Origin of the sequence: Thermoanaerobacter sp. A7A (assembly GCF_000445185.1) — a bacterium.
GTDB lineage: Bacteria > Bacillota > Thermoanaerobacteria > Thermoanaerobacterales > Thermoanaerobacteraceae > Thermoanaerobacter.
Genome location: NZ_AVAF01000087.1, coordinates 1 through 18,371, shown reverse-complemented (window position 1 = coordinate 18,371; position 18,371 = coordinate 1). Strand labels below are relative to the sequence as shown.

Here is an 18,371-nt window from a genome sequence, read left to right as displayed (position 1 = left end):
TCACTAATCTACTTTCTCTTCTACAAATTTTATTATTTTTGTTGCCTTATTAATAGCTGAAATAGCATCCTCTTCTATAAAAGCCTCTGAAGGAATTCCACCGGGGAGCCCATTTGGATAACGTGTCGGAATATAATACTTATCTAATGAACCCCCTTCTTTTTTTATTTCAACAAAACTTTTGTCAAATTGAGTGGCATCATTTATTAGTTCAGCAACAGAATGCCCCCAAACGAATTCTGCACCTTGACTGTATAGATAAGCTTTTATTGCTTTTTTTGCTGCTTGTTGCGATAAAAAGCAAGCTAAGTTGTAACGCTGACCCTCTTTTGAAAAAATCGCATCATCAAGGTCTCTTTTGGCCTGTTGAAGCCATCTCTTGGCTTCTTCTTCATTGCTTCTTTTCATATAATACACGCCCTTCATCTAATACTTTTGCTATAAATTTATTTTTCCTATATAATTTTTCAATTTCTTCAGGAGTATAAACCAATATATCCATTGCAACATTTGGCTTTATATCATCATAAAACACTTGCAATCTTTCCAAAAACGGCAGGTCAGTCTTCCAAATTATCAAAAGGTCTATATCGCTTCTTAAATGTACATCTTCTCTTTCCAATGAACCAAATAATACCACTTTTTCGGGATTTAAAGATATAATAGAATAAATAGCTTTTTCTAACTCATCTCTCAACACTTTTAATCTTTTTTCTTTTTGAGGCATTATATAAGGCATAATTTTATCACCCATTAACATTATAGCACAATTATACAAAAGTAAGAATTCGATTTAATATTCCTCCTATTAGTATCGCAATAAAAATATTAGCAAAAACTACCCACCATGTCTTTCTCCAGCCAATTGTCCTTTTTAATGCCGCAATTGTAGCAATACAAGGAATATAAAGCATTGTAACAACACCAAAGACAATCATCTGCCGCGGCGTCAAAATCTGTGTTATGTGACTTGTCCCAGACAGTGTTAAAAGCATTATAAGTGTCAATTCTTTTCTGAGTATCCCAAAAATCAATACTATCCCAACTATTGACGGCAATCCCAACCATTTTACAACAATAGGATCCATTATATAAGTCACATATTTAAATATGCCAGAGTACTTCAATATTTCCAGAACCAAGCTGCCAACTACAATTATTGGAAGAGCTACATACAAAAAGTCTTTTATTCTAAACCATATCTGCTTCAATGTAGGCTTTAAAGCAGGCATCCTGTAGCCAGGAAGTTCCATTATCAAATCATAAGGCTTTCCAGGTGCTATTTTATTTGCAAAATACGCCGCTATATAAACTACCAAAACGTCTAAGGCAAAAACAGCGAGTGCGTATTGTGGCCCCATGAAGACCCCTATTGTTCCCAAAATTATTACAATTCTTGCAGAACAAGGCACAAGAGTAGACATAAAAGACGCAATAAATATTTCTCTATCCGTTTCTAAAATTTTGGTGCCTAATACTGCAGGGACATTGCACCCAAACCCCATCAATACTGGAATAAGAGCTTTACCGTGAAGCCCAACTTTGTGCATAACCTCATCCATTAAAAATGCAATTCTTGCAAGATAACCAGTGTTTTCAAGTATTGATAAAAACACATAAAAAGGAAATATATAGGGAAGCACTATAGTTATAGCAGAAATAATCCCTTCAGCAAGCCCATTCCAGAGAAAATCTTTGTACATATTTGGAATATTCAAATTGTACACTAAAGGCTTAAAACCGTCAAAAAAGTCCTCCAGCACACCTGAGAAATACTCTCCAAACTTAAATATTCCATAAAAAGATATAAATACAATAATGAACATTGATATATAGCCCCATATCTTATGAAGAGCTACATTGTCAATTAAATCAGTCCAAGTAATTCTATGGTGAATCTCTGATACAGTTTGGTTTGCGATAAAAGAAGCAATATCATATCTGTCTGCTGTAACTAAAGTTGCAAGAGGATTATCTGTCTTCGCCTTTAAACCTTCTAATTCTTTTTGAATTTCTTCATAAGCTTTTTCTCCATTAGGTTCTTTTTTTAACTTTTCTACTATATCGCTATCCTCTTCTATCAGTTTTAGTGAAATCCACAGAGGATGAAATAAATTTATAAGGTCTACATTGTGTTTCAAAAGGATGTTGTAAATTTTCATTACAGATTCACTTACTTCATTTCTGTATTTAAGAACTTTTTCCTCTTTTATATCATACCTTTTTACATCCACTTCTTTATGCGAATCCACAACTTCTAAAACTTTATTTATTAATTCCTGAAGCCCTTTGCCTTTTGTAGCAACAGTTTCTACAACTGGAATACCTAAAAGCTCTTCTAACTTCTTTACATCTATATCTATACCCTTTTTAAGGGCATAATCCACTTGGTTTAAAGCCATAACCATAGGCACATGAAGCTCTAAAAGTTGCACTGTAAAAAACAAATTTCTCTCAAGATTAGAAGCATCCACCACGTTTATTACAACATCCGGTTTTTCAAAAGCTATAAACTCACGGGAAACAATTTCCTCTTGAGAATAAGCAGAAAGTGAATAAATACCAGGAAGGTCAACAATTTTTATAGTTCGTCCTTTAAACCGCAGTACCCCTTCTGCCCTCTCGACTGTTTTCCCTGGCCAGTTGCCAATTATCTGAGTCAATCCTGTTAATTGATTAAATATGACACTTTTACCCACATTGGCATTTCCTGCTAAAGCTATAATTATTTCTTTTTTCATCGCATATCGCCCTTTCTGTCAGACGATTTTTACATATACTTTTGAAGCAAGACCATATCCAATCACAAGGTGAGAATTCCTGACCTCCAATTCCACAGGGCCCCTTAAAGGACCTTTTCTAACCAACTTAACTTTTGTCCCCGGGACAAGTCCCATTTCATTTAACCTTTGCGTAGCTGCTCTTCCTGCTTTTATTAATACAATCTCTCCTTCATGATTTTCCTTTAATTCTATAAGATTTATAATAGTATTTTCTCCCATTTATATGCAGCCTCCATAATTGAAAATAATTATCAATATCCCTATAAAAATTGTAGCATTCTTTACATGTATCTGTCAACCCAACAATCTTGTATTATTTCAATTTCAAACGTTTTTATTTAAAATTTTATGCTTCAATTTATTAAATTATTGAATTACACCTATCTTTGTATTATAATGTGCATAAAATATCTTTTTAGGAGGTGTCAAAAATGGATAAAGCCATAGAAATCCTTGACCTTTTGTGCGAAAACAGTCGTCTTACAGAAAAACAGATCGCAACAATTACAGGGCTTAGTGAAGAAGAAGTCAAAAATACAATGAAAAGTCTTGAAGACAAAAAAGTGTTATTAAAATACACTACTTTAGTGGATTGGGAAAAGACCGACCGGGAAGTTATAACTGCCCTTATAGATGTAAGAGTAGCACCCCAGCAAGGACATGGATTTAACAAAGTAGCCCACAGAATATGCCAGTACGAAGAAGTAAAATCAGTTTCCTTAATTTCCGGAACTTATGACCTTTCTGTGGAAGTAGAAGGCAAAACCATGAAAGAAATAGCATTATTTGTAGCTGAAAGACTTGCACCTATTGAAGGAGTCTTAAGCACTACAACCCATTTTGTATTAAAAAGATATAAAAAGGACGGCGTTTTTTACGAAGAAGGACAAAATGACAAAAGACTGGTGGTAACACCATGAACACAGACAAATATATATCTAATGTAGTAAAAAGCATACCACCGTCCGGAATTAGAAAATTTTTTGACCTTGTCACAAATTCAAAAGACATAATATCACTGGGAGTTGGCGAACCAGATTTTGTAACTCCATGGGAAATAAGAAAAGAAGGCATTGACGCACTAGATAGAGGTAGCACAACATACACCTCAAACTTAGGCTTGCCCGAACTTAGAATCGCCATATCCTATTTTTTAAAGACCCATTATAATTTAACCTATGACCCTGAAAAAGAAATAATGGTAACTATTGGTGCTAGTGAAGCCATTGACCTTGCTCTGCGAGCTCTTTTAAATGACGGTGACGAGGTTTTAGTACCTGAACCAAGTTACGTATCATACGCACCATGTGTAACTTTGACAAGAGGCATCCCTGTATTTGTTCCTACTGATGAAAAAAACAATTTTATAATAACCCCTGATGACCTAAAATCAAAAATAACCCCAAAAACAAAGGTATTAATTCTTCCTTACCCCAATAACCCTACAGGTGCTATCATGAAAAAAGAAGAATTAGAAGAAATTGTAAACATAATAATCGAGTATGATTTACTAGTCATTTCTGATGAAATATACAGTGAATTAACTTATGAAGGAAGACACATAAGCATAGCTTCACTTCCGGGCATGAAAGAAAGGACAATACTTATAAACGGTTTTTCAAAAGCTTTCGCCATGACAGGTTGGAGGCTGGGATACATTGCAGCAGAACACGGATTTATTGAAGCAATGAATAAAATCCATCAGTACACAACTATATGCGCTCCAATAACAGCACAATATGCAGCTATAAAGGGTATATATCAATGTGAAGAAGACATAGTAAAAATGAGAGAAACATATGATAAGAGAAGGAAATTTATTGTAAACGGATTTCGCGAAATAGGCTTTGACTGCTTTGAGCCAAAAGGAGCTTTCTATATTTTCCCGTCAATAAAAAAGACGGGTATGACTTCACAGGAATTTTGTGAAAAACTCTTAAAAGAAGAAAAAGTAGCTGTAGTGCCAGGAGACGCATTTGGCCCAAGCGGTGAAGGATTTATTCGTGTATCATATGCATATTCTATAGATAAAATAAAAAGAGCACTTGAAAGAATAAAACACTTCGCTGAAAGAATATTGTAGCTAAAAATAATAGCCGCTGACACTTAATCAGCGGTTATTATTTGCTACTTTATACACAATTTTCCCATTAACCATTGTCATATCTACAGTTAAATCACTGTTTAGAATGGTTATATCAGCATCTTTTCCTATAGCTATACTGCCTTTTCTGTCAGCTATGCCAATTGCTTTTGCAGGATTTAAAGAAACCATTTTGCAAGCTTCAAAAAGTGGTACTCCAAGAGACGTTATATTTGCTAAAGCTTTATCCAATGTCAGAGTACTTCCCGCCAAAGTGCCATTCTCAAGTCTTGCCTCTCCATTTTTTACATAAACTTTTTGCCCTCCAAGACTGCATTCTCCATCTCCTAAACCACAAGCTGCCATAGCATCAGAAATTAATACTACTCTATCTGTACCTTTTATCTTTAAAAGTATTTTTACTGCCGCAGGATGTGAATGTATAAGGTCACATATCAACTCGCTGTATAATCTGTCATCCAAAAAAACTTCTCCTAAAGCACCAGGTTCTCTGTGATGTAACCCTTTCATGCCGTTATATGTATGGACTGCAATTGTAGCACCATGATCTACTCCATTTTTCATCTCCTCATAAGTGGCATTTGTATGCCCCAAGGATACTTTTACACCCTTTTTCGTGACATGTTCTGCAAAACTTCCATCCGGGTCCTTTTCAGGTGCTAATGCTATTACTTTTATGTTACCTCCTGAAATTTCTAAAAATTTGTCAAATAACTTTTTATCAGGTTGTATTATATATTTTTCATCCTGTGCCCCTTTGTGTTCTTTGCTTATAAAGGGTCCTTCCACATATGCGCCTAAAACTTGCGCACCTTCTATACCCTTTTTCATTGTCTCATCTATGTTTCTGAGAGCATCTAAAATATAGGGTATATCCATTGTCATGGTAGTAGCACAGAAAGATGTAACCCCATGCCTTGCAAGGTGAACTGAAATAGCATTTAATGCTTCATAAGTAGCATCCATTGTGTCATGCCCTACTCCACCATGTATGTGTATATCAATAAATCCAGGCACCACCTTTTTCCCTTTTAAATCAATTACTTCTGCATCAACATTATATAAACCCTTACCAATCTCTACAATTTTACCTTCTGATATCAATACATCTCCATCGTATATTATTTCCTTCTCTGTATATATCTCACCATGCTTTAATAGAATACTTTTCATTTAAAAACAACTCCTTTGAGTAATTTCATATAATCTTCTATATTTGATTATATCACAAAAATTATGACTTTCTTAAATTTATTACGTATGTTATCTCTATATAATTTTCCCTGGATTAAGTATTAGATTTGGGTCAAGTGCTTTTTTGATTGCTCTCATTATTTCTATATGCTGTGGTTCTAACACCATTGGCAAATAATCAAGTGCCCCTTCAGAATCTACTATAAGGTGAATTAGGTCATATCCAGTAACATCTTTCATCACTTTACCACCAAGATGTACAATATCTCCTGTTGGAGTCACTACTTCTAAACCTATTATATATCTTCCAGTAACTCTTTATTTTACTGCTCTTTCACCCCCAGCATTTGAACATCCCATAAAGGTATTCCCATTTTCTTTGCCCTTAATTTACCTCTTAGTGTAGGCAACCTTGAATCGCTTATTTACTTGACCACTGTTAACACTGCTGGAAGCATCATTTCAATTTCCTCATATCTTTATTCAACAAGCCTTTTTACTGTAATTTTCCCATTTTCTACTGATAGGATTTGACACTTCTCTTATCATTGTCACTGTTATAGGATCCATTTTTACATTGCTCGTCTCAGGTACTTGCTTTATTGGAACTATTATTTTCATAAAAACTTCTCCCTTCAAGTGGAATAATATAATTATAATATAGAAAAAGGAGATATTTTGCATCGTTGCTCCGATGTTCCAAAGCGACAAAACTAAAGCTCGACCTTCGGGCTCCGGCAGGGTACCGGGCACAATCGGCATCCATGCCTTAAGGTGCCCGCCTTCGCCATCCATGGCTTCGGCCCTGCCTCCACCCTCGGTCTTGTTAAGTTTTGTTACCGCTTTGTAACAAGTCGCTCCTTATGCAAAATATCCTTTACGAAAGTTTGTCTACAGTCTGAAAGGAGATAGAACATCTCCTTATTTCATCATATTCAAAAAGCTCTCTCCATTCTCTGTTTTTTCAACACCAAAATAATTTGCTATAGTAGCTCCTATATCTGATAAAGTCTTTCTTTCTCCTAAATTTACCGGTTTTAATTTTTTGCCATAAACTAGTAGAAACGCTTTTTCTCTTGTATGGTGATTGTGACCTATTGTGGGGTCATTACCGTGATCACCAGTTATAAATAAAATATCATCACCCTTCATTTTATCAATAATTTTAGGTAGATAATCATCTACAAGTTTTAATTTTTCGGCGTATTTTTCTACGTCCTGTGAATGCCCTGCAAGGTCTGTTTCTTGTACATTTGCCATTATTAAACCATGAGAAACACTGTTTAATTTGTCCAATAATATATTTAATACAGTTTCTGTATCAACACATGGATTATAATCTGCACCATCACAGTTTATAACATCTGCAGCCTTTCCAATAAGAGATACATCAAAACCATGCTTCTTCAAAATAGTTGTCACTTGGACATTTGGGTCTATTCCATATCCAAGATGTCTCACCATATAACCTTTATTATACACACCAGCTTTTGTACTGTTAACTCCAACTATTTCATCAGATTTTACTTCGATGGCATTCAATATATCTTTAACTGTTATTCCTCTGCCACCCAGTACAATTACTCTTCCAACCTTAACATTATTTCTAATTATTTGTCCGATTTTCAATTCTTCTTCAAATGAAATATAATTCAAAGGAGCAGTAACATTGTAGTTTAAACCTATATCCGCTTCAATATTGTCTGCTACTACGACTATTCCATTTACCAGTAAAAATGGATGTTTGGGATCAGGTATGGTTACAGTATATCCTTCCTTTTCCAATTCGCTTTTTACTTTGTAGATACACTCTTTAAATGGTTGCCTCAAAGCCTTTTTAGGCTTTGAACCAACAATCTCTTGATGCCCTTGAAAAGTGTCCGCTCCTTCATGCTCTAAATTTGAACATCCATAGCTTGCAATGGGATTACTAACCTTTTTTATATTCTTACTCTCAACTATAAGACCTGCTCCCATTAATTCTAAATTATTTAATCTGTAATTATTATTATATTCAGAAACATGTTTTAAAGTATTTGCTCCTATATCTTGCGGACGTACCTCAGGGACATCAGCCATTTCACCAACCCCAAGACTATCTATTACAAGAATTATGGCTCTCATTTATTACCCTTCTTCCTTAAATCATTTTTAAATCCTTTAAAAGATTGCCCCTTGAATCAAATATATATGTCAATTTCGGTTTCCCCGAAGACAAACCCTCAAGAAGAGCCACTTTTGCTCTTGTTACAAATATTTGTGTTCTAAATGAATATATTACAGTGTCCCCAACATTAACTTTTCTATTGTTTAAAAGTACAGTTCCATAATAGTCTATTGATTCCGGTGGTAATTCTTCAACATCAAATATTCTATCTAAAATATCTTCAGGATTATTTGACACCAAAGCATATTTAACATTTGACCTCGGATAAAATCCACCACCATAGCAATAAGCTTTCCCATTATTTACATGAGATATTTCTGACACATATACTATAGCTGGCTTTTCAGGCTGTTTTGTATATGCATGTAAAGGAGTCGTCCCCAATAAAGCATGCCCCGGCTCTCCATGAGTAATACCATACTTATTTAAAAGCGGTATTGAATTACGGCATGTAGCACTGGGCCCATTTACTTGCCAGATTTCAAGCCCCATTTCATTCAATATTTCTTTTGCTTTTAAGAGTGTATATACATTGTGCGTTGGTGTAATTTCTTTCTTCTCATAATCATAAAGAAAACATGGAAAGGATGTAATACCAGCAATTTTTATATTCTTCAATTTTAATATATGATGAACTATTTCTTTTAACTTTCCAAGATATATACCTCCTTCTTGACCCGGATATATTACATCATTTTCATCTATCACTCTTAATAATATATCTTGCGTAATTCCAAGCTCTTTTGCGTTATCTGATATTTCTTTTGCTTTTTCATATGAAAAACATGTTATAACTTCTGGTTTCATGAGTAAAGATAATTTAATGTCATTTTTTGGGACTTGTACTAAATGTCCTATATGCCCTATTTTAAGACTATTATCAAACAATACCCTTGCCTCATCAAAATCTACAGCTACTGCTTTATCAATTCCCGCCTTTTCAATGATTTTTGAAATAATAGGATTTCTTCCAAACTGTTTTGTCATATAATATAAGCTAATATTATATTTATCAGCAGTTTCTTTAATTAATCTTGCATTCTCATAAATACTATCAACATCTAGCACATAAGTATTTGGTTCAATAACACCGTCTCTGTGTAATTTGGTAACTTCTATAATAAGTTGTGGATTTCTTTCAATAACCATATTAAGAAACATTGCCTCATCTCCTAAGTCAAACTCTTTTTTACAGCTTCTTTTAAAATTCTAATAACAGTATCAGCACCTGCTCTCATTGGATTAATGCGAATTACATAATTTTTTATATCTGGATTATTTTCAATAAAAGTTCCTGAAACTCTGTAAAACATAGCACCAATTTCATATCTTGATTCAGAACCTACAGGATAAGGCACTGCTCCCATCTCTTCAGCGTACTTTAATACTTTTGCCGCAATTGGTTCTTCAAATTCTACTAATACAACTCTTGATTGCGCATTTGCTACATATGCCTTTTTTACCCCTTTTATTTCTCCAGTGTTAAGCCTATTTACTATTTCATCAACCTGCATTGCTTGGATAGCTAATGAAACAGGTGTATATACAAGTGACCTTAAAGCTTCCATTGCCTCAGGTCCTTGCACTTGGCTCCCACCTGAATAAGTTAATTTTCGAATTTCGTCTATAATATATTTTTTGCCTACTACACATCCAATTCCTTCCGGTGCCAACAATTTAAACATAGAAAATACTGAAACATCTGCTCCCAACTGAACACCTATATATGGAGCTTTCATAACTACATAATTTTCATCAGTAATAATAGGAACATTAGTTATAGATTTAATAGCTTTTATTACTTTTTCGAGCTCATAGCTGTCATCAGGTTTTTGTCTTGAATGTTGTATTAATACAGCATCAACTTTTGTATTTTTTAATATATCAAATGAATCTAAATTATTCATGTTTACTTTTAAAAGCTTAAGGCCCATCATATCCATAAGGTTTTGTGTTGTAGGATATACAGGTGCGTCATGCACAAGTAATGTATTAAGAGGTTTTAATAAGCTATTAAAAACGAGTCTCATAGCCCCCGTCCCAGCACCTCTCACTAAAGCAGAGTCTTCTGCATCAAAAAATTTAGCAAGAACTCTCTCAACTTTCGCGGTGGTTTTAGGTCGTCCAAGCTCTAATGATACACCATAATCACCAGCTTCGAGCAATTCATGTCCTCGAAAAACTGATTGGGTGATATCTACTAATTTAAACTGCAAATTAATTGCTTCCTCTAAGCTAATCTGTTTAATAGGATACATAATCATTTTTTATCCTCCAATCAAGTCCAAGGGATTTCTGTATAATATAGTCTTTATATCTTCTTCTGTTAACCCATTGTTTTTTAAAAGAGGAATAAATTTTTCTACTATATATGAATGTCCAAAACCACCATAATTTTTTAGATAAGATTTTCTTGAAATATCCAACGAAAGGAGAATTTTGTTAATAAATCCTTTGTCAATAAGTTTTTTTATAGATATTGCTCTTAACTCATCTGGTTGATAATTAGTTTTACCAATTGTGTCAAAAGCAAGATAACATCCATTATCAAGTAAAGTTAAATAGTAATCCATATCAATGTTTAAATCAACATGCCCTATAACTACTTTTTCTAAATTTACTTTCATATTTTTAAAAATTTTAATCTGTTCTAATCCTAGAAGACCTAACGTTGTATGAGTTATTATCGGTACTCCGGTTTCATTATGTGCAATAGCAGCAGCTTCAAAAATTTTCCCTTCTACTTCTTTTATTTCTTCTTTACTTGTGCCTATCTCGCCAATCACAGATGCTTTATAATTTGTACCATCGATTCCATTAATAATTTCATCAATAAATATATCAGCCAATTCTTTAACAGAACTCTTATAAACTATTTCCGGCAAAAAAGGTTCTTTATAAAATCCAGTAGACAAAATCACGTTTATATTTGAAATATCAGAAATATACTTGATTCTTTCAATATCTCGACCCATACCTATGTTTGTAACATCAACTATAGTATCTATACCACTTTTTTTGAGTTCTTTTAAATCTTCAATTAAGCTATCTACATCATCAAGTTTGGCATCATCATCTTCTTTGAGTCTTGATAAATCAATAGTCAAATGTTCATGTATAAGAGTATAACCTATATCTTTAAAACCGGTACTATTATCTAAAATCATTTAATTCACCTCAAATAAAATATCATCATATTCTTTAGTGTTAAAATATTCATAAAATAGTTTTGGATGGCTAATATTGCTATCAATTATCTCTGCCAGCTTAATAGCAGCTGTACCATATTTATTTTCCTCTTTCGCAATTATTAAAATCCCTACGCCTAAATTCTCTGATGGTACAGTAATAGCTGTAGCATTTACCATGTTGGCAATTTTTAGCAAATATTTTCCTGAACTATTTTGAATATAACTTCCAACATATCCCATCGTACCTAAGACTGAATCACCTAAACCAAAAATATCAATAGGCCCTTCTTTTGTTATCACTATGTCTACCTCTTCAAAAGCTTTATTAATCTTATATATGGCATCTTCTCTTTTCAATACATCCTTCAAATCAATATCAATTACTGTAATGCCCTCTTTTGATAAAGCTCTTTCAATATTATATAAATCTTCCCGAACATCACCAATAATCGGAAGATTTATGTCGCCTTTTCGTGGAATTCCAACTTTCAAATTATGAAAATCTATTGTATTATCCAAATCTATTAGATTACTCAATACATCTTTGCATACGAATAAATCTTTTGCAATTATTCCAATACCAGGTATGAAATTTATACCATCTGTTGATTTTTTTAATTTTTTACCTTCAAGGCCTAATCCTTTCGCCATGATAGAATACAAATTACAGGACATCGCAGGCCCCAACACAGAACCACCACCATCAGTCCCAATAGCAAAATCAGTTATTCCTAATAACACATTGATACAACCAGCACTTGTAGAGCCTGTCATCGGCCTGCCAGTAACAGGGTTTATCCTCTCAATATCAATTGCTCTACCGCCTTTTGACATCTCATCAACGGTAAGCCATATATAATTTCCAACATTAGATAATTTTTGCAAATATTCGCGTTTAATTTGTGATGTATTTTTTATTCCATAAAAGTATAATTTATCATATACTTTTAACGCTTCTACAGCTTTTTTTATTGCCTTATAATTAATATATCTAACAGAATAACCTAAATTATCACGTGCTATATTTATCGCATATGCGAGTCTTGCCATCTCATTTATTTTTTGCATAACTATTTTATCATTCATATATAACATTCACCCTAATAAATTTATTATATGGAAGAGGGGAAATTCCCCTCTTTATTTAACCGGTGGAACATACAGTCCAAAAACCGCCAATATGTTAGCAAGAATACCAACTAATATTGCTGCAATGGGTCCAACTGCCATTCTCACAATAGGTCTTCCTGCAATTTCATTTAAAAGGTATAACCCAATTACAATAAATATCCCTAATCCAGGCAACGCCATATTAGACGCATTCGCACCGCCAACTAACAATGCCACTTCCAATAATTGTCCCATCGCTGTCCTAATGTTATCTGAAGACTTTTTAATCCCTGGGAATTTATCCAAAAATGCCGCTATACCTCCCAGCAGGTAAACTTCCGCAAAAATTATTACAAATCCTAGTATTGCTGCAAGCAGTGGATTGTTCGCAAATAAAGCTGCTGCGAATATAAAAGTCATCCCAACAGGACCATATACACCGGTAGCAACAGCAGTAGTTGCAACTAAAGGTACAAAACCAATTGCTCTCGCTAATGCAACTAAAGCAGCATCTGTATAATTACCTTTAGAAACCAATGATAGAGAAATTGGATCGCCTGCTAAAATATGCAAAGACGTGGCTGCCGCTACAAGAGCACCCATTATAGCAAGTACCCAAACATTCTTTTTTATCCTGTCTACTCTTTCAGTAAATAAAGCAGCAATATTTGTTGAATTTTCTTCTTTCTTTTCTCTCATAGCATAGATAAGTAAAACTATCATTCCAGTAACTAATGCCATACCTTCTGGATTCAAAGCTATTTTGCTTGTTCCAATAACTATTGGAGAAAATCTTGCTACTACAGCTCTAACTAATGCCGATATTGTTAAAGTAATAAGCCCATTTTTAACACCATATTGGTATGCAACTGCTAATGCAGGAAATGCTGCAAAAGCAAATATTACAGGTGTACCTATTTGTCCCATTGAATTGAAAACATTAACAGGTAATTTTTTGAATACATTTACAATCCATTGCAATCCTACCAATAGTCCTATTCCCCACAGAGCTCCTATTGTTCCAGCAACAGCATATCCTATTTTACCTTTTGGTGACCATGTTCCTATAATATCTGTCCCGAGTAAAATACTATGAACAAGTAATATGGTAGCACCAATTGAAATTGGTATTCCAAAACCGATTACGAGTCCAAAAGATAAAGCAAAACTCGTTGCAGCCAATTCTGCTTTTTTCATTCTACCTTCTAGATATTCAGGCATTATAGGTCTTAGCCCATCATTAAATACAGCAATACCACCATTCGCAAGAATTGCTGCCAAAGCACCAATTAAAGCAATTAACACTATCTTCATTTTTTATCCTCCAATCCCTATTTTTCTAAAATTGCGCTTACAATGTAAGGTACCGCCTTTTCAATATGGTCATTAGTAAATCCAAACGCTACTTTCCCTTCAGCTACTGCTTTTTTTACGTCGGCTTCCTGTGGTGGCTTACCAGGCATAGAGATAGTTACACATTTTTGAGCTGTTAATATAGCCATTGCCATAGCTAAAGCACCACCACCTCCTGTTGCACAAGCACCAACATAGTAATCTGCCTTTCCATTTTTCACAGCCATTGCAGCTTCAATATCTGATTTTATTTCAACACTTACTTTATCACCTCCTATCTCCTTTATCATTTGAGCAACTTTTTGCTTATCAACAGCTCCACCTACAACAAATCTTATCATGTACTTTTACCCCTTTCTAAAAGATTACACAAATGTAATAACACAAATCTTTTTTCGGATTCGGGTAATTTTATTTCTATCCTATCTTCTATATTTTGCAAAATACCAAGTGCTCTATAGTAATTAGGAGAATTTTTAACTTCGTTAAAAAGTTCGTCATCTATTGTAGACTCCAATTTTTCTTTTTCTTTTAATCTTTTTATAGACATTGCTAAATGGGTTATAAACATCTCATAGTGTTCATCCTCAGTGCAAATTTCATAATTTACTTTTAATTCCTCATCAATCTTTTTAATAGCTTTTCCAGTATCAAAATCAATCACATTACCTTGTACTAACAAATCTATTCTATTTACAACATTATCCTTCACTTAAATCACTCCAAACATTATACAGTATTTTGTACTGTGATATAAAGGTTATTTTTCAACTCTTCCAAAAATAATATATGAATAATTATAAATCAATATTCTGGAAATATTTTATTCAACAACACTTGTTCCTGAATCTTTATAACTTCTTCTTTATCAACAATTCTATTTATTATTTTATCAACACCCCAATTATCTCTTTTAACTACTAAAACAGCACGTGTATTATCTTCACTAATTTTTTTCGATTTTTCGCTTTTAAGCGGTTCATTTTTAATAGACAGTCCTCTGTCAACTATTTCATCATAGTTCCATACAGCTGCATCTATTTTTCCTTCCATTATATGAGGTATAATTTGATTATACGGTAATTCTATAAACTCTACATTCTTTCCCTCACATTCATAGTAAGTCAATATAAATTGGTCTAATGAAGTTGGATCTATGGCAATCTTCATTCCATCTTCAATCGCATTTTTCGCATTATTTGAAAATATTATACGATGAGTACTTACGTTCGTATTTGGTCCAAAATCGACTACTATTTTTAAATTTTTACCAGATTCAATATACAATTTTGCTGCCAACATCGACATTATGGCAAAATCATATTTTCCATTCAACAATGCCTCTAACCTTCTTTCGCTTCCTCTCATATATGCCATATTAAAAGGTATTTTCCCCTTTTCAAATACTTTATATAAACCTGTAGCTAACCCTTCATATCTTTTTGAATACGGAAGAGGCATTACCCCTGAAACAATAGTAAGTCCCGCATATTCCCATAATTTTTTGTAGTCAATATTGTTTATATACGTACCTAAATGCCCTCGTGGCTCTAATTCAATTGCTTCATTATCTTCTAAATACTTTAAAGCAGTTTGTATTGTCCCACGCCCGAGGTCAAATTTTTTGGCATATTCTCCTATCGTTTCAATTCTATCTCCACATTTTAAAGAAAGCATTTCTCGTGCCAACATCGTAACGGCAATCCCATTTTTAGTTAATAGATCTTTAATCATTCAATCACCCGGACAATATACAATATTTTGTACATTTATAATATAGCATTTTAATTCATCAGTGTCAATATGATTTCGAAAAATTTTTTATAAAAGGCGGAAACTAATCCGCCTTTCACCTTTCAGTTTAGATAAAACTTCCTAATAAATTCAATTTCTCTTCAAATTTATTCTTAAGACTTATTTTCATTAAGCATTAATGCCTTTGCAATATAACCATTAGACCTATCTAAAAGTTCTTTTGCTTTATTTTGGTTAAGTCCTGTTAATATCATTAAAATTGTTAATTTAACATTATAATTAGTTTCCTTAAGTATTTTTTCAATTACTTTTTCATCTGCATCCGTTGCTAATTTTACAATGCGTTTTGCTCTGTTAATTAATTTTTCATTTGTAGCTTTTACATCCACCATTAAATTGCTGTAAACTTTACCAAGTTTTATCATAGCACCTGTAGATAGCATATTTAATACTAATTTTTGTGCAGTTCCTGCTTTCATTCTGGTAGAACCCATAATTACTTCTGGCCCTACAACAGGCGCTATCATTATATCAACTATTTTTTTCATCTCACTATCCGGATTGCAGGATATCCCTACTGTATGTGCACCAACTTCTTTAGCATATCTAAGTGCTCCTAATACATAAGGCGTTCGGCCACTGGCTGCAATACCTACTACAACATCCTTACTTGACAAATTCTTTTTCTTTAAATCTTCTTTACCAAGGTCTTCTTTGTCTTCCGCATCTTCTACTGACCTTCTTATTGCAACATCTCCACCTGCAATAATCCCTTGCACCATTTCTGGATCTACTCCAAAAGTTGGTGGGCATTCGGATGCATCGAGAATTCCCAGCCTTCCACTTGTACCAGCACCAATGTATATAAGCCTTCCTCCTTGTTTTAATTTTTCTGCTATAATATCAACAGCTTTTGCTATATTAGGTATTTCTTTTTCAACAGCTATTGGAACTTTTTTATCTTCATTATTTATTTTTTTTAACATATCTTCTGTACTTAATCTATCAATATCAAGTGTATCAGGGTTTCTTCCTTCCGTTATAAGTTTATCTAAATCCATTGTATCAACCCTTTCTAAATTTAAATTTTGTCCCCGGTCTAATTAAATCTACCAATATATGTTCTTCTTCAGGTATATGTCCTACCACATTTACTCTTTCATCTTGAGGCATATCAATCAAACAAATATTAAGCTCTCCCGAATATCTTTTAAAACCGTAATTATCAATTGTAACACTGTATTTCTTTCTTTCAATGCAATTATACGGCTTTATTGCTTTCCCTATCTTTGCATAACCCCTTGACTCCTCTGATCTTATAATGTATTCAGAAGAATCAGACCTATTTGTATGAATACCAGCAAAAATTATGTCTTTCTCATAATCTGTTATATCCATAATAAGATTGATATTTAATTCAATGACATCTTTATTTATTGAGATAACATCTCTTATTTCATTTATAGATGCATATGCATCCCCAAAATATATGTCATCTATCAACCCAGAATAAATTAAATGTCTCGCTGCTGTGTAAGGTTTTATGTTTCTATGCATTTCAAGCGTCGGCAATCCCTCATATATTGGCCCTCTCCTACCTTCCAAAGAAGGAATAAATGCCGATACCTTAAGTCCGTAATTTTTTATCATCATTGTCTTTTCTTTAAAAAACTTATAGGAAAGACCTGTATACGGTTTAGGATAATAATTGTGGCAAGTTGTCAAATTATCTATATTAGCTTTTAGCTTTATCAATTTCTCTATTTCTTCTTTTGTTATTGTGCTGGCATTTAACTCTATTTTAATTCCATATTTGTTGTTTGTCATTTCAGCTATTTCCTCTGCAGTAAAACCATAATCAAGCCTTAAACAATCTACTTCCAAATCATAAAAAGGTTTTAAATCTGTTATTGAGGAATTTAATATATTCATTGTTACAGGCGAAATATCAATAGTTAATTTCATATCTAGTAATTTAATATATTCAATTAAATCTTCAAATTCATTTAATTTTTTATCATATTCAACCTCAGGCATATGCATCGACGTAAAAACCATATTTATCCCATTGTCTTTTGCCATTTTTATATATTCCTTGTTCTTTTGATGTGGAAAGTCTTCTGTAGTATAAACCGAAATACCAACAGCCACCTCATCATCTCCTCCTAAAAAGGGGCAAAACGCCCCTTTTTAATTGTATCAAACATTAAAAGTAAATGGTTGTGAATTTTCTATTTCTTCATCAACTGGATCTTCAAATCCTAATAGATAGGTAGCTATAAATCCTGCAGTATACGATATCAATAATCCTAAAACATAATAAATAATTTTATTTGGCTCAATTAATACAGCTAATGGTACACCGGAGATACCCAATCCTCTTGCACCAACTACTTTAAGGGCTTCAAAAGCTCCACCAAAAGCACCTCCTATACATGCCCCTATAAAAGGTCTCCCAAGTGGTAAAGTAACACCGTAAATCAATGGTTCTCCAATGCCGAGAATACCAACAAGTATTGAGCCTTCTATAATTTTTTTAAGTTGTTTGCTCTTGGTCTTCACATATACTGCTAATGCAGCTCCAACTTGACCTGCTCCCGCCATCGCTAAAATAGGAAGTAATATAGTAACTCCTGTCGACTCAATTAATTGCACATGGATAGGTGTCAAACCCTGATGCAAACCTGTCATAACTAATGGTAAAAATGTACCAG

Annotated in this window: 21 protein-coding genes; 2 read left to right on the top strand and 19 right to left on the bottom strand. The window is 33.5% G+C overall.

Annotated features, from left to right (window positions below; genetic code table 11):
* Positions 1 to 3: 3 nt before the first annotated feature.
* Genes M663_RS0105270 through M663_RS0105255 form a run of 4 tightly spaced genes read right to left on the bottom strand, consistent with a single transcriptional unit; the run spans position 4 to position 3,002 of the window.
* The gene (locus tag M663_RS0105270; RefSeq protein WP_029688205.1) at positions 4 to 408 is read right to left on the bottom strand and encodes a HEPN domain-containing protein; all 405 of its coding nucleotides are present in this window, start codon (positions 406 to 408) and stop codon (positions 4 to 6) included.
* Positions 392 to 739 (bottom strand): nucleotidyltransferase domain-containing protein, encoded by a 348-nt coding sequence (locus tag M663_RS0105265; protein WP_029688204.1) that lies wholly within the window; start codon positions 737 to 739, stop codon positions 392 to 394. The genes M663_RS0105270 and M663_RS0105265 overlap by 17 nt, the downstream gene beginning before the upstream one ends.
* Before the next feature lie 31 nt (positions 740 to 770).
* On the bottom strand, positions 771 to 2,741 hold the full coding sequence (gene feoB, locus M663_RS0105260; protein WP_029688203.1) for a ferrous iron transport protein B: 1,971 nt from the start codon (positions 2,739 to 2,741) through the stop codon (positions 771 to 773).
* 18 nt (positions 2,742 to 2,759) lie between these two features.
* On the bottom strand, positions 2,760 to 3,002 hold the full coding sequence (locus tag M663_RS0105255; protein WP_029688202.1) for a FeoA family protein: 243 nt from the start codon (positions 3,000 to 3,002) through the stop codon (positions 2,760 to 2,762).
* Between the two features lie 212 nt (positions 3,003 to 3,214).
* Here M663_RS0105255 and M663_RS0105250 point away from each other — a divergent pair, with 212 nt between their 5' ends.
* Both M663_RS0105250 and M663_RS0105245 read left to right on the top strand, forming a co-directional pair.
* Positions 3,215 to 3,703, top strand: a complete 489-nt coding sequence (locus tag M663_RS0105250) for an Lrp/AsnC family transcriptional regulator (protein WP_029688201.1) — start codon at positions 3,215 to 3,217, stop codon at positions 3,701 to 3,703.
* The gene (locus M663_RS0105245; protein ID WP_029688200.1) at positions 3,700 to 4,866 is read left to right on the top strand and encodes an aminotransferase class I/II-fold pyridoxal phosphate-dependent enzyme; all 1,167 of its coding nucleotides are present in this window, start codon (positions 3,700 to 3,702) and stop codon (positions 4,864 to 4,866) included. Before M663_RS0105250 ends, M663_RS0105245 begins: the two co-directional genes overlap by 4 nt.
* A gap of 27 nt (positions 4,867 to 4,893) precedes the next feature.
* Here the strand turns inward: M663_RS0105245 and nagA are convergent, their stop codons facing one another.
* The 15 genes from nagA to M663_RS0105170 form a co-directional block, all read right to left on the bottom strand.
* The gene (nagA, locus tag M663_RS0105240) at positions 4,894 to 6,060 is read right to left on the bottom strand and encodes an N-acetylglucosamine-6-phosphate deacetylase (protein ID WP_029688199.1); all 1,167 of its coding nucleotides are present in this window, start codon (positions 6,058 to 6,060) and stop codon (positions 4,894 to 4,896) included.
* A gap of 96 nt (positions 6,061 to 6,156) precedes the next feature.
* Positions 6,157 to 6,321, bottom strand: coding sequence for an FAD-linked oxidase C-terminal domain-containing protein (locus M663_RS15285; RefSeq protein WP_273702642.1), 165 nt, complete (start codon positions 6,319 to 6,321; stop codon positions 6,157 to 6,159).
* A gap of 243 nt (positions 6,322 to 6,564) precedes the next feature.
* The gene (locus M663_RS15280) at positions 6,565 to 6,702 is read right to left on the bottom strand and encodes a hypothetical protein (RefSeq protein WP_273702641.1); all 138 of its coding nucleotides are present in this window, start codon (positions 6,700 to 6,702) and stop codon (positions 6,565 to 6,567) included.
* A gap of 300 nt (positions 6,703 to 7,002) precedes the next feature.
* Positions 7,003 to 8,205 (bottom strand): phosphopentomutase, encoded by a 1,203-nt coding sequence (locus tag M663_RS0105225; protein WP_029688198.1) that lies wholly within the window; start codon positions 8,203 to 8,205, stop codon positions 7,003 to 7,005.
* A gap of 16 nt (positions 8,206 to 8,221) precedes the next feature.
* Positions 8,222 to 9,409: a YhfX family PLP-dependent enzyme gene (locus M663_RS0105220; protein WP_029688197.1), complete on the bottom strand. Its 1,188-nt coding sequence runs from the start codon at positions 9,407 to 9,409 to the stop codon at positions 8,222 to 8,224.
* An 11-nt stretch (positions 9,410 to 9,420) separates the two neighbouring features.
* Positions 9,421 to 10,512, bottom strand: a complete 1,092-nt coding sequence (locus M663_RS0105215; RefSeq protein ID WP_029688196.1) for an aminotransferase class V-fold PLP-dependent enzyme — start codon at positions 10,510 to 10,512, stop codon at positions 9,421 to 9,423.
* Between the two features lie 3 nt (positions 10,513 to 10,515).
* Positions 10,516 to 11,415 (bottom strand): phosphotriesterase-related protein, encoded by a 900-nt coding sequence (locus M663_RS0105210; RefSeq protein ID WP_029688195.1) that lies wholly within the window; start codon positions 11,413 to 11,415, stop codon positions 10,516 to 10,518.
* On the bottom strand, positions 11,416 to 12,525 hold the full coding sequence (locus tag M663_RS0105205) for an amidase family protein (RefSeq protein WP_029688194.1): 1,110 nt from the start codon (positions 12,523 to 12,525) through the stop codon (positions 11,416 to 11,418).
* A gap of 54 nt (positions 12,526 to 12,579) precedes the next feature.
* On the bottom strand, positions 12,580 to 13,863 hold the full coding sequence (locus M663_RS0105200) for a YhfT family protein (protein ID WP_029688193.1): 1,284 nt from the start codon (positions 13,861 to 13,863) through the stop codon (positions 12,580 to 12,582).
* A 17-nt stretch (positions 13,864 to 13,880) separates the two neighbouring features.
* Positions 13,881 to 14,243 carry a DUF2620 family protein gene (locus tag M663_RS0105195; RefSeq protein WP_029688192.1) on the bottom strand — a complete coding sequence of 121 codons (363 nt, stop codon included), beginning with the start codon at positions 14,241 to 14,243 and terminating at the stop codon, positions 13,881 to 13,883.
* On the bottom strand, positions 14,240 to 14,614 hold the full coding sequence (locus tag M663_RS0105190) for a PRD domain-containing protein (RefSeq protein ID WP_029688191.1): 375 nt from the start codon (positions 14,612 to 14,614) through the stop codon (positions 14,240 to 14,242). Before M663_RS0105190 ends, M663_RS0105195 begins: the two co-directional genes overlap by 4 nt.
* A 92-nt stretch (positions 14,615 to 14,706) precedes the next feature.
* A complete protein-coding gene (gene yhfZ / locus M663_RS0105185; RefSeq protein ID WP_004400342.1) occupies positions 14,707 to 15,636 on the bottom strand; it encodes a GntR family transcriptional regulator YhfZ in 930 nt (309 codons plus the stop codon).
* 173 nt (positions 15,637 to 15,809) lie between these two features.
* Complete coding sequence (murQ, locus tag M663_RS0105180) at positions 15,810 to 16,718, bottom strand: N-acetylmuramic acid 6-phosphate etherase (RefSeq protein WP_009051939.1); 909 nt, start codon at positions 16,716 to 16,718, stop codon at positions 15,810 to 15,812.
* A gap of 4 nt (positions 16,719 to 16,722) precedes the next feature.
* Complete coding sequence (locus M663_RS0105175; RefSeq protein WP_009051940.1) at positions 16,723 to 17,808, bottom strand: MupG family TIM beta-alpha barrel fold protein; 1,086 nt, start codon at positions 17,806 to 17,808, stop codon at positions 16,723 to 16,725.
* A gap of 48 nt (positions 17,809 to 17,856) precedes the next feature.
* Positions 17,857 to 18,371, bottom strand: a 515-nt coding sequence (locus tag M663_RS0105170) for a PTS transporter subunit EIIC (protein ID WP_029688190.1), incomplete at its 5' end; no start/stop codon positions are given.

Excerpts from the sequence above, each read along its gene's own strand:
- M663_RS0105270 (WP_029688205.1), bottom strand. The coding sequence starts at position 408 with ATGAAAAGAAGCAATGAAGAAGAAGCCAAGAGATGGCTTCAACAGGCC.
- M663_RS0105265 (WP_029688204.1), bottom strand. The coding sequence starts at position 739 with ATGCCTTATATAATGCCTCAAAAAGAAAAAAGATTAAAAGTGTTGAGA.
- feoB (WP_029688203.1), bottom strand. The coding sequence starts at position 2,741 with ATGAAAAAAGAAATAATTATAGCTTTAGCAGGAAATGCCAATGTGGGT.
- M663_RS0105255 (WP_029688202.1), bottom strand. The coding sequence starts at position 3,002 with ATGGGAGAAAATACTATTATAAATCTTATAGAATTAAAGGAAAATCAT.
- M663_RS0105250 (WP_029688201.1), top strand. The coding sequence starts at position 3,215 with ATGGATAAAGCCATAGAAATCCTTGACCTTTTGTGCGAAAACAGTCGT.
- M663_RS0105245 (WP_029688200.1), top strand. The coding sequence starts at position 3,700 with ATGAACACAGACAAATATATATCTAATGTAGTAAAAAGCATACCACCG.
- nagA (WP_029688199.1), bottom strand. The coding sequence starts at position 6,060 with ATGAAAAGTATTCTATTAAAGCATGGTGAGATATATACAGAGAAGGAA.
- M663_RS15285 (WP_273702642.1), bottom strand. The coding sequence starts at position 6,321 with ATGAAAGATGTTACTGGATATGACCTAATTCACCTTATAGTAGATTCT.
- M663_RS15280 (WP_273702641.1), bottom strand. The coding sequence starts at position 6,702 with ATGAAAATAATAGTTCCAATAAAGCAAGTACCTGAGACGAGCAATGTA.
- M663_RS0105225 (WP_029688198.1), bottom strand. The coding sequence starts at position 8,205 with ATGAGAGCCATAATTCTTGTAATAGATAGTCTTGGGGTTGGTGAAATG.
- M663_RS0105220 (WP_029688197.1), bottom strand. The coding sequence starts at position 9,409 with ATGTTTCTTAATATGGTTATTGAAAGAAATCCACAACTTATTATAGAA.
- M663_RS0105215 (WP_029688196.1), bottom strand. The coding sequence starts at position 10,512 with ATGATTATGTATCCTATTAAACAGATTAGCTTAGAGGAAGCAATTAAT.
- M663_RS0105210 (WP_029688195.1), bottom strand. The coding sequence starts at position 11,415 with ATGATTTTAGATAATAGTACCGGTTTTAAAGATATAGGTTATACTCTT.
- M663_RS0105205 (WP_029688194.1), bottom strand. The coding sequence starts at position 12,525 with ATGAATGATAAAATAGTTATGCAAAAAATAAATGAGATGGCAAGACTC.
- M663_RS0105200 (WP_029688193.1), bottom strand. The coding sequence starts at position 13,863 with ATGAAGATAGTGTTAATTGCTTTAATTGGTGCTTTGGCAGCAATTCTT.
- M663_RS0105195 (WP_029688192.1), bottom strand. The coding sequence starts at position 14,243 with ATGATAAGATTTGTTGTAGGTGGAGCTGTTGATAAGCAAAAAGTTGCT.
- yhfZ (WP_004400342.1), bottom strand. The coding sequence starts at position 15,636 with ATGATTAAAGATCTATTAACTAAAAATGGGATTGCCGTTACGATGTTG.
- murQ (WP_009051939.1), bottom strand. The coding sequence starts at position 16,718 with ATGGATTTAGATAAACTTATAACGGAAGGAAGAAACCCTGATACACTT.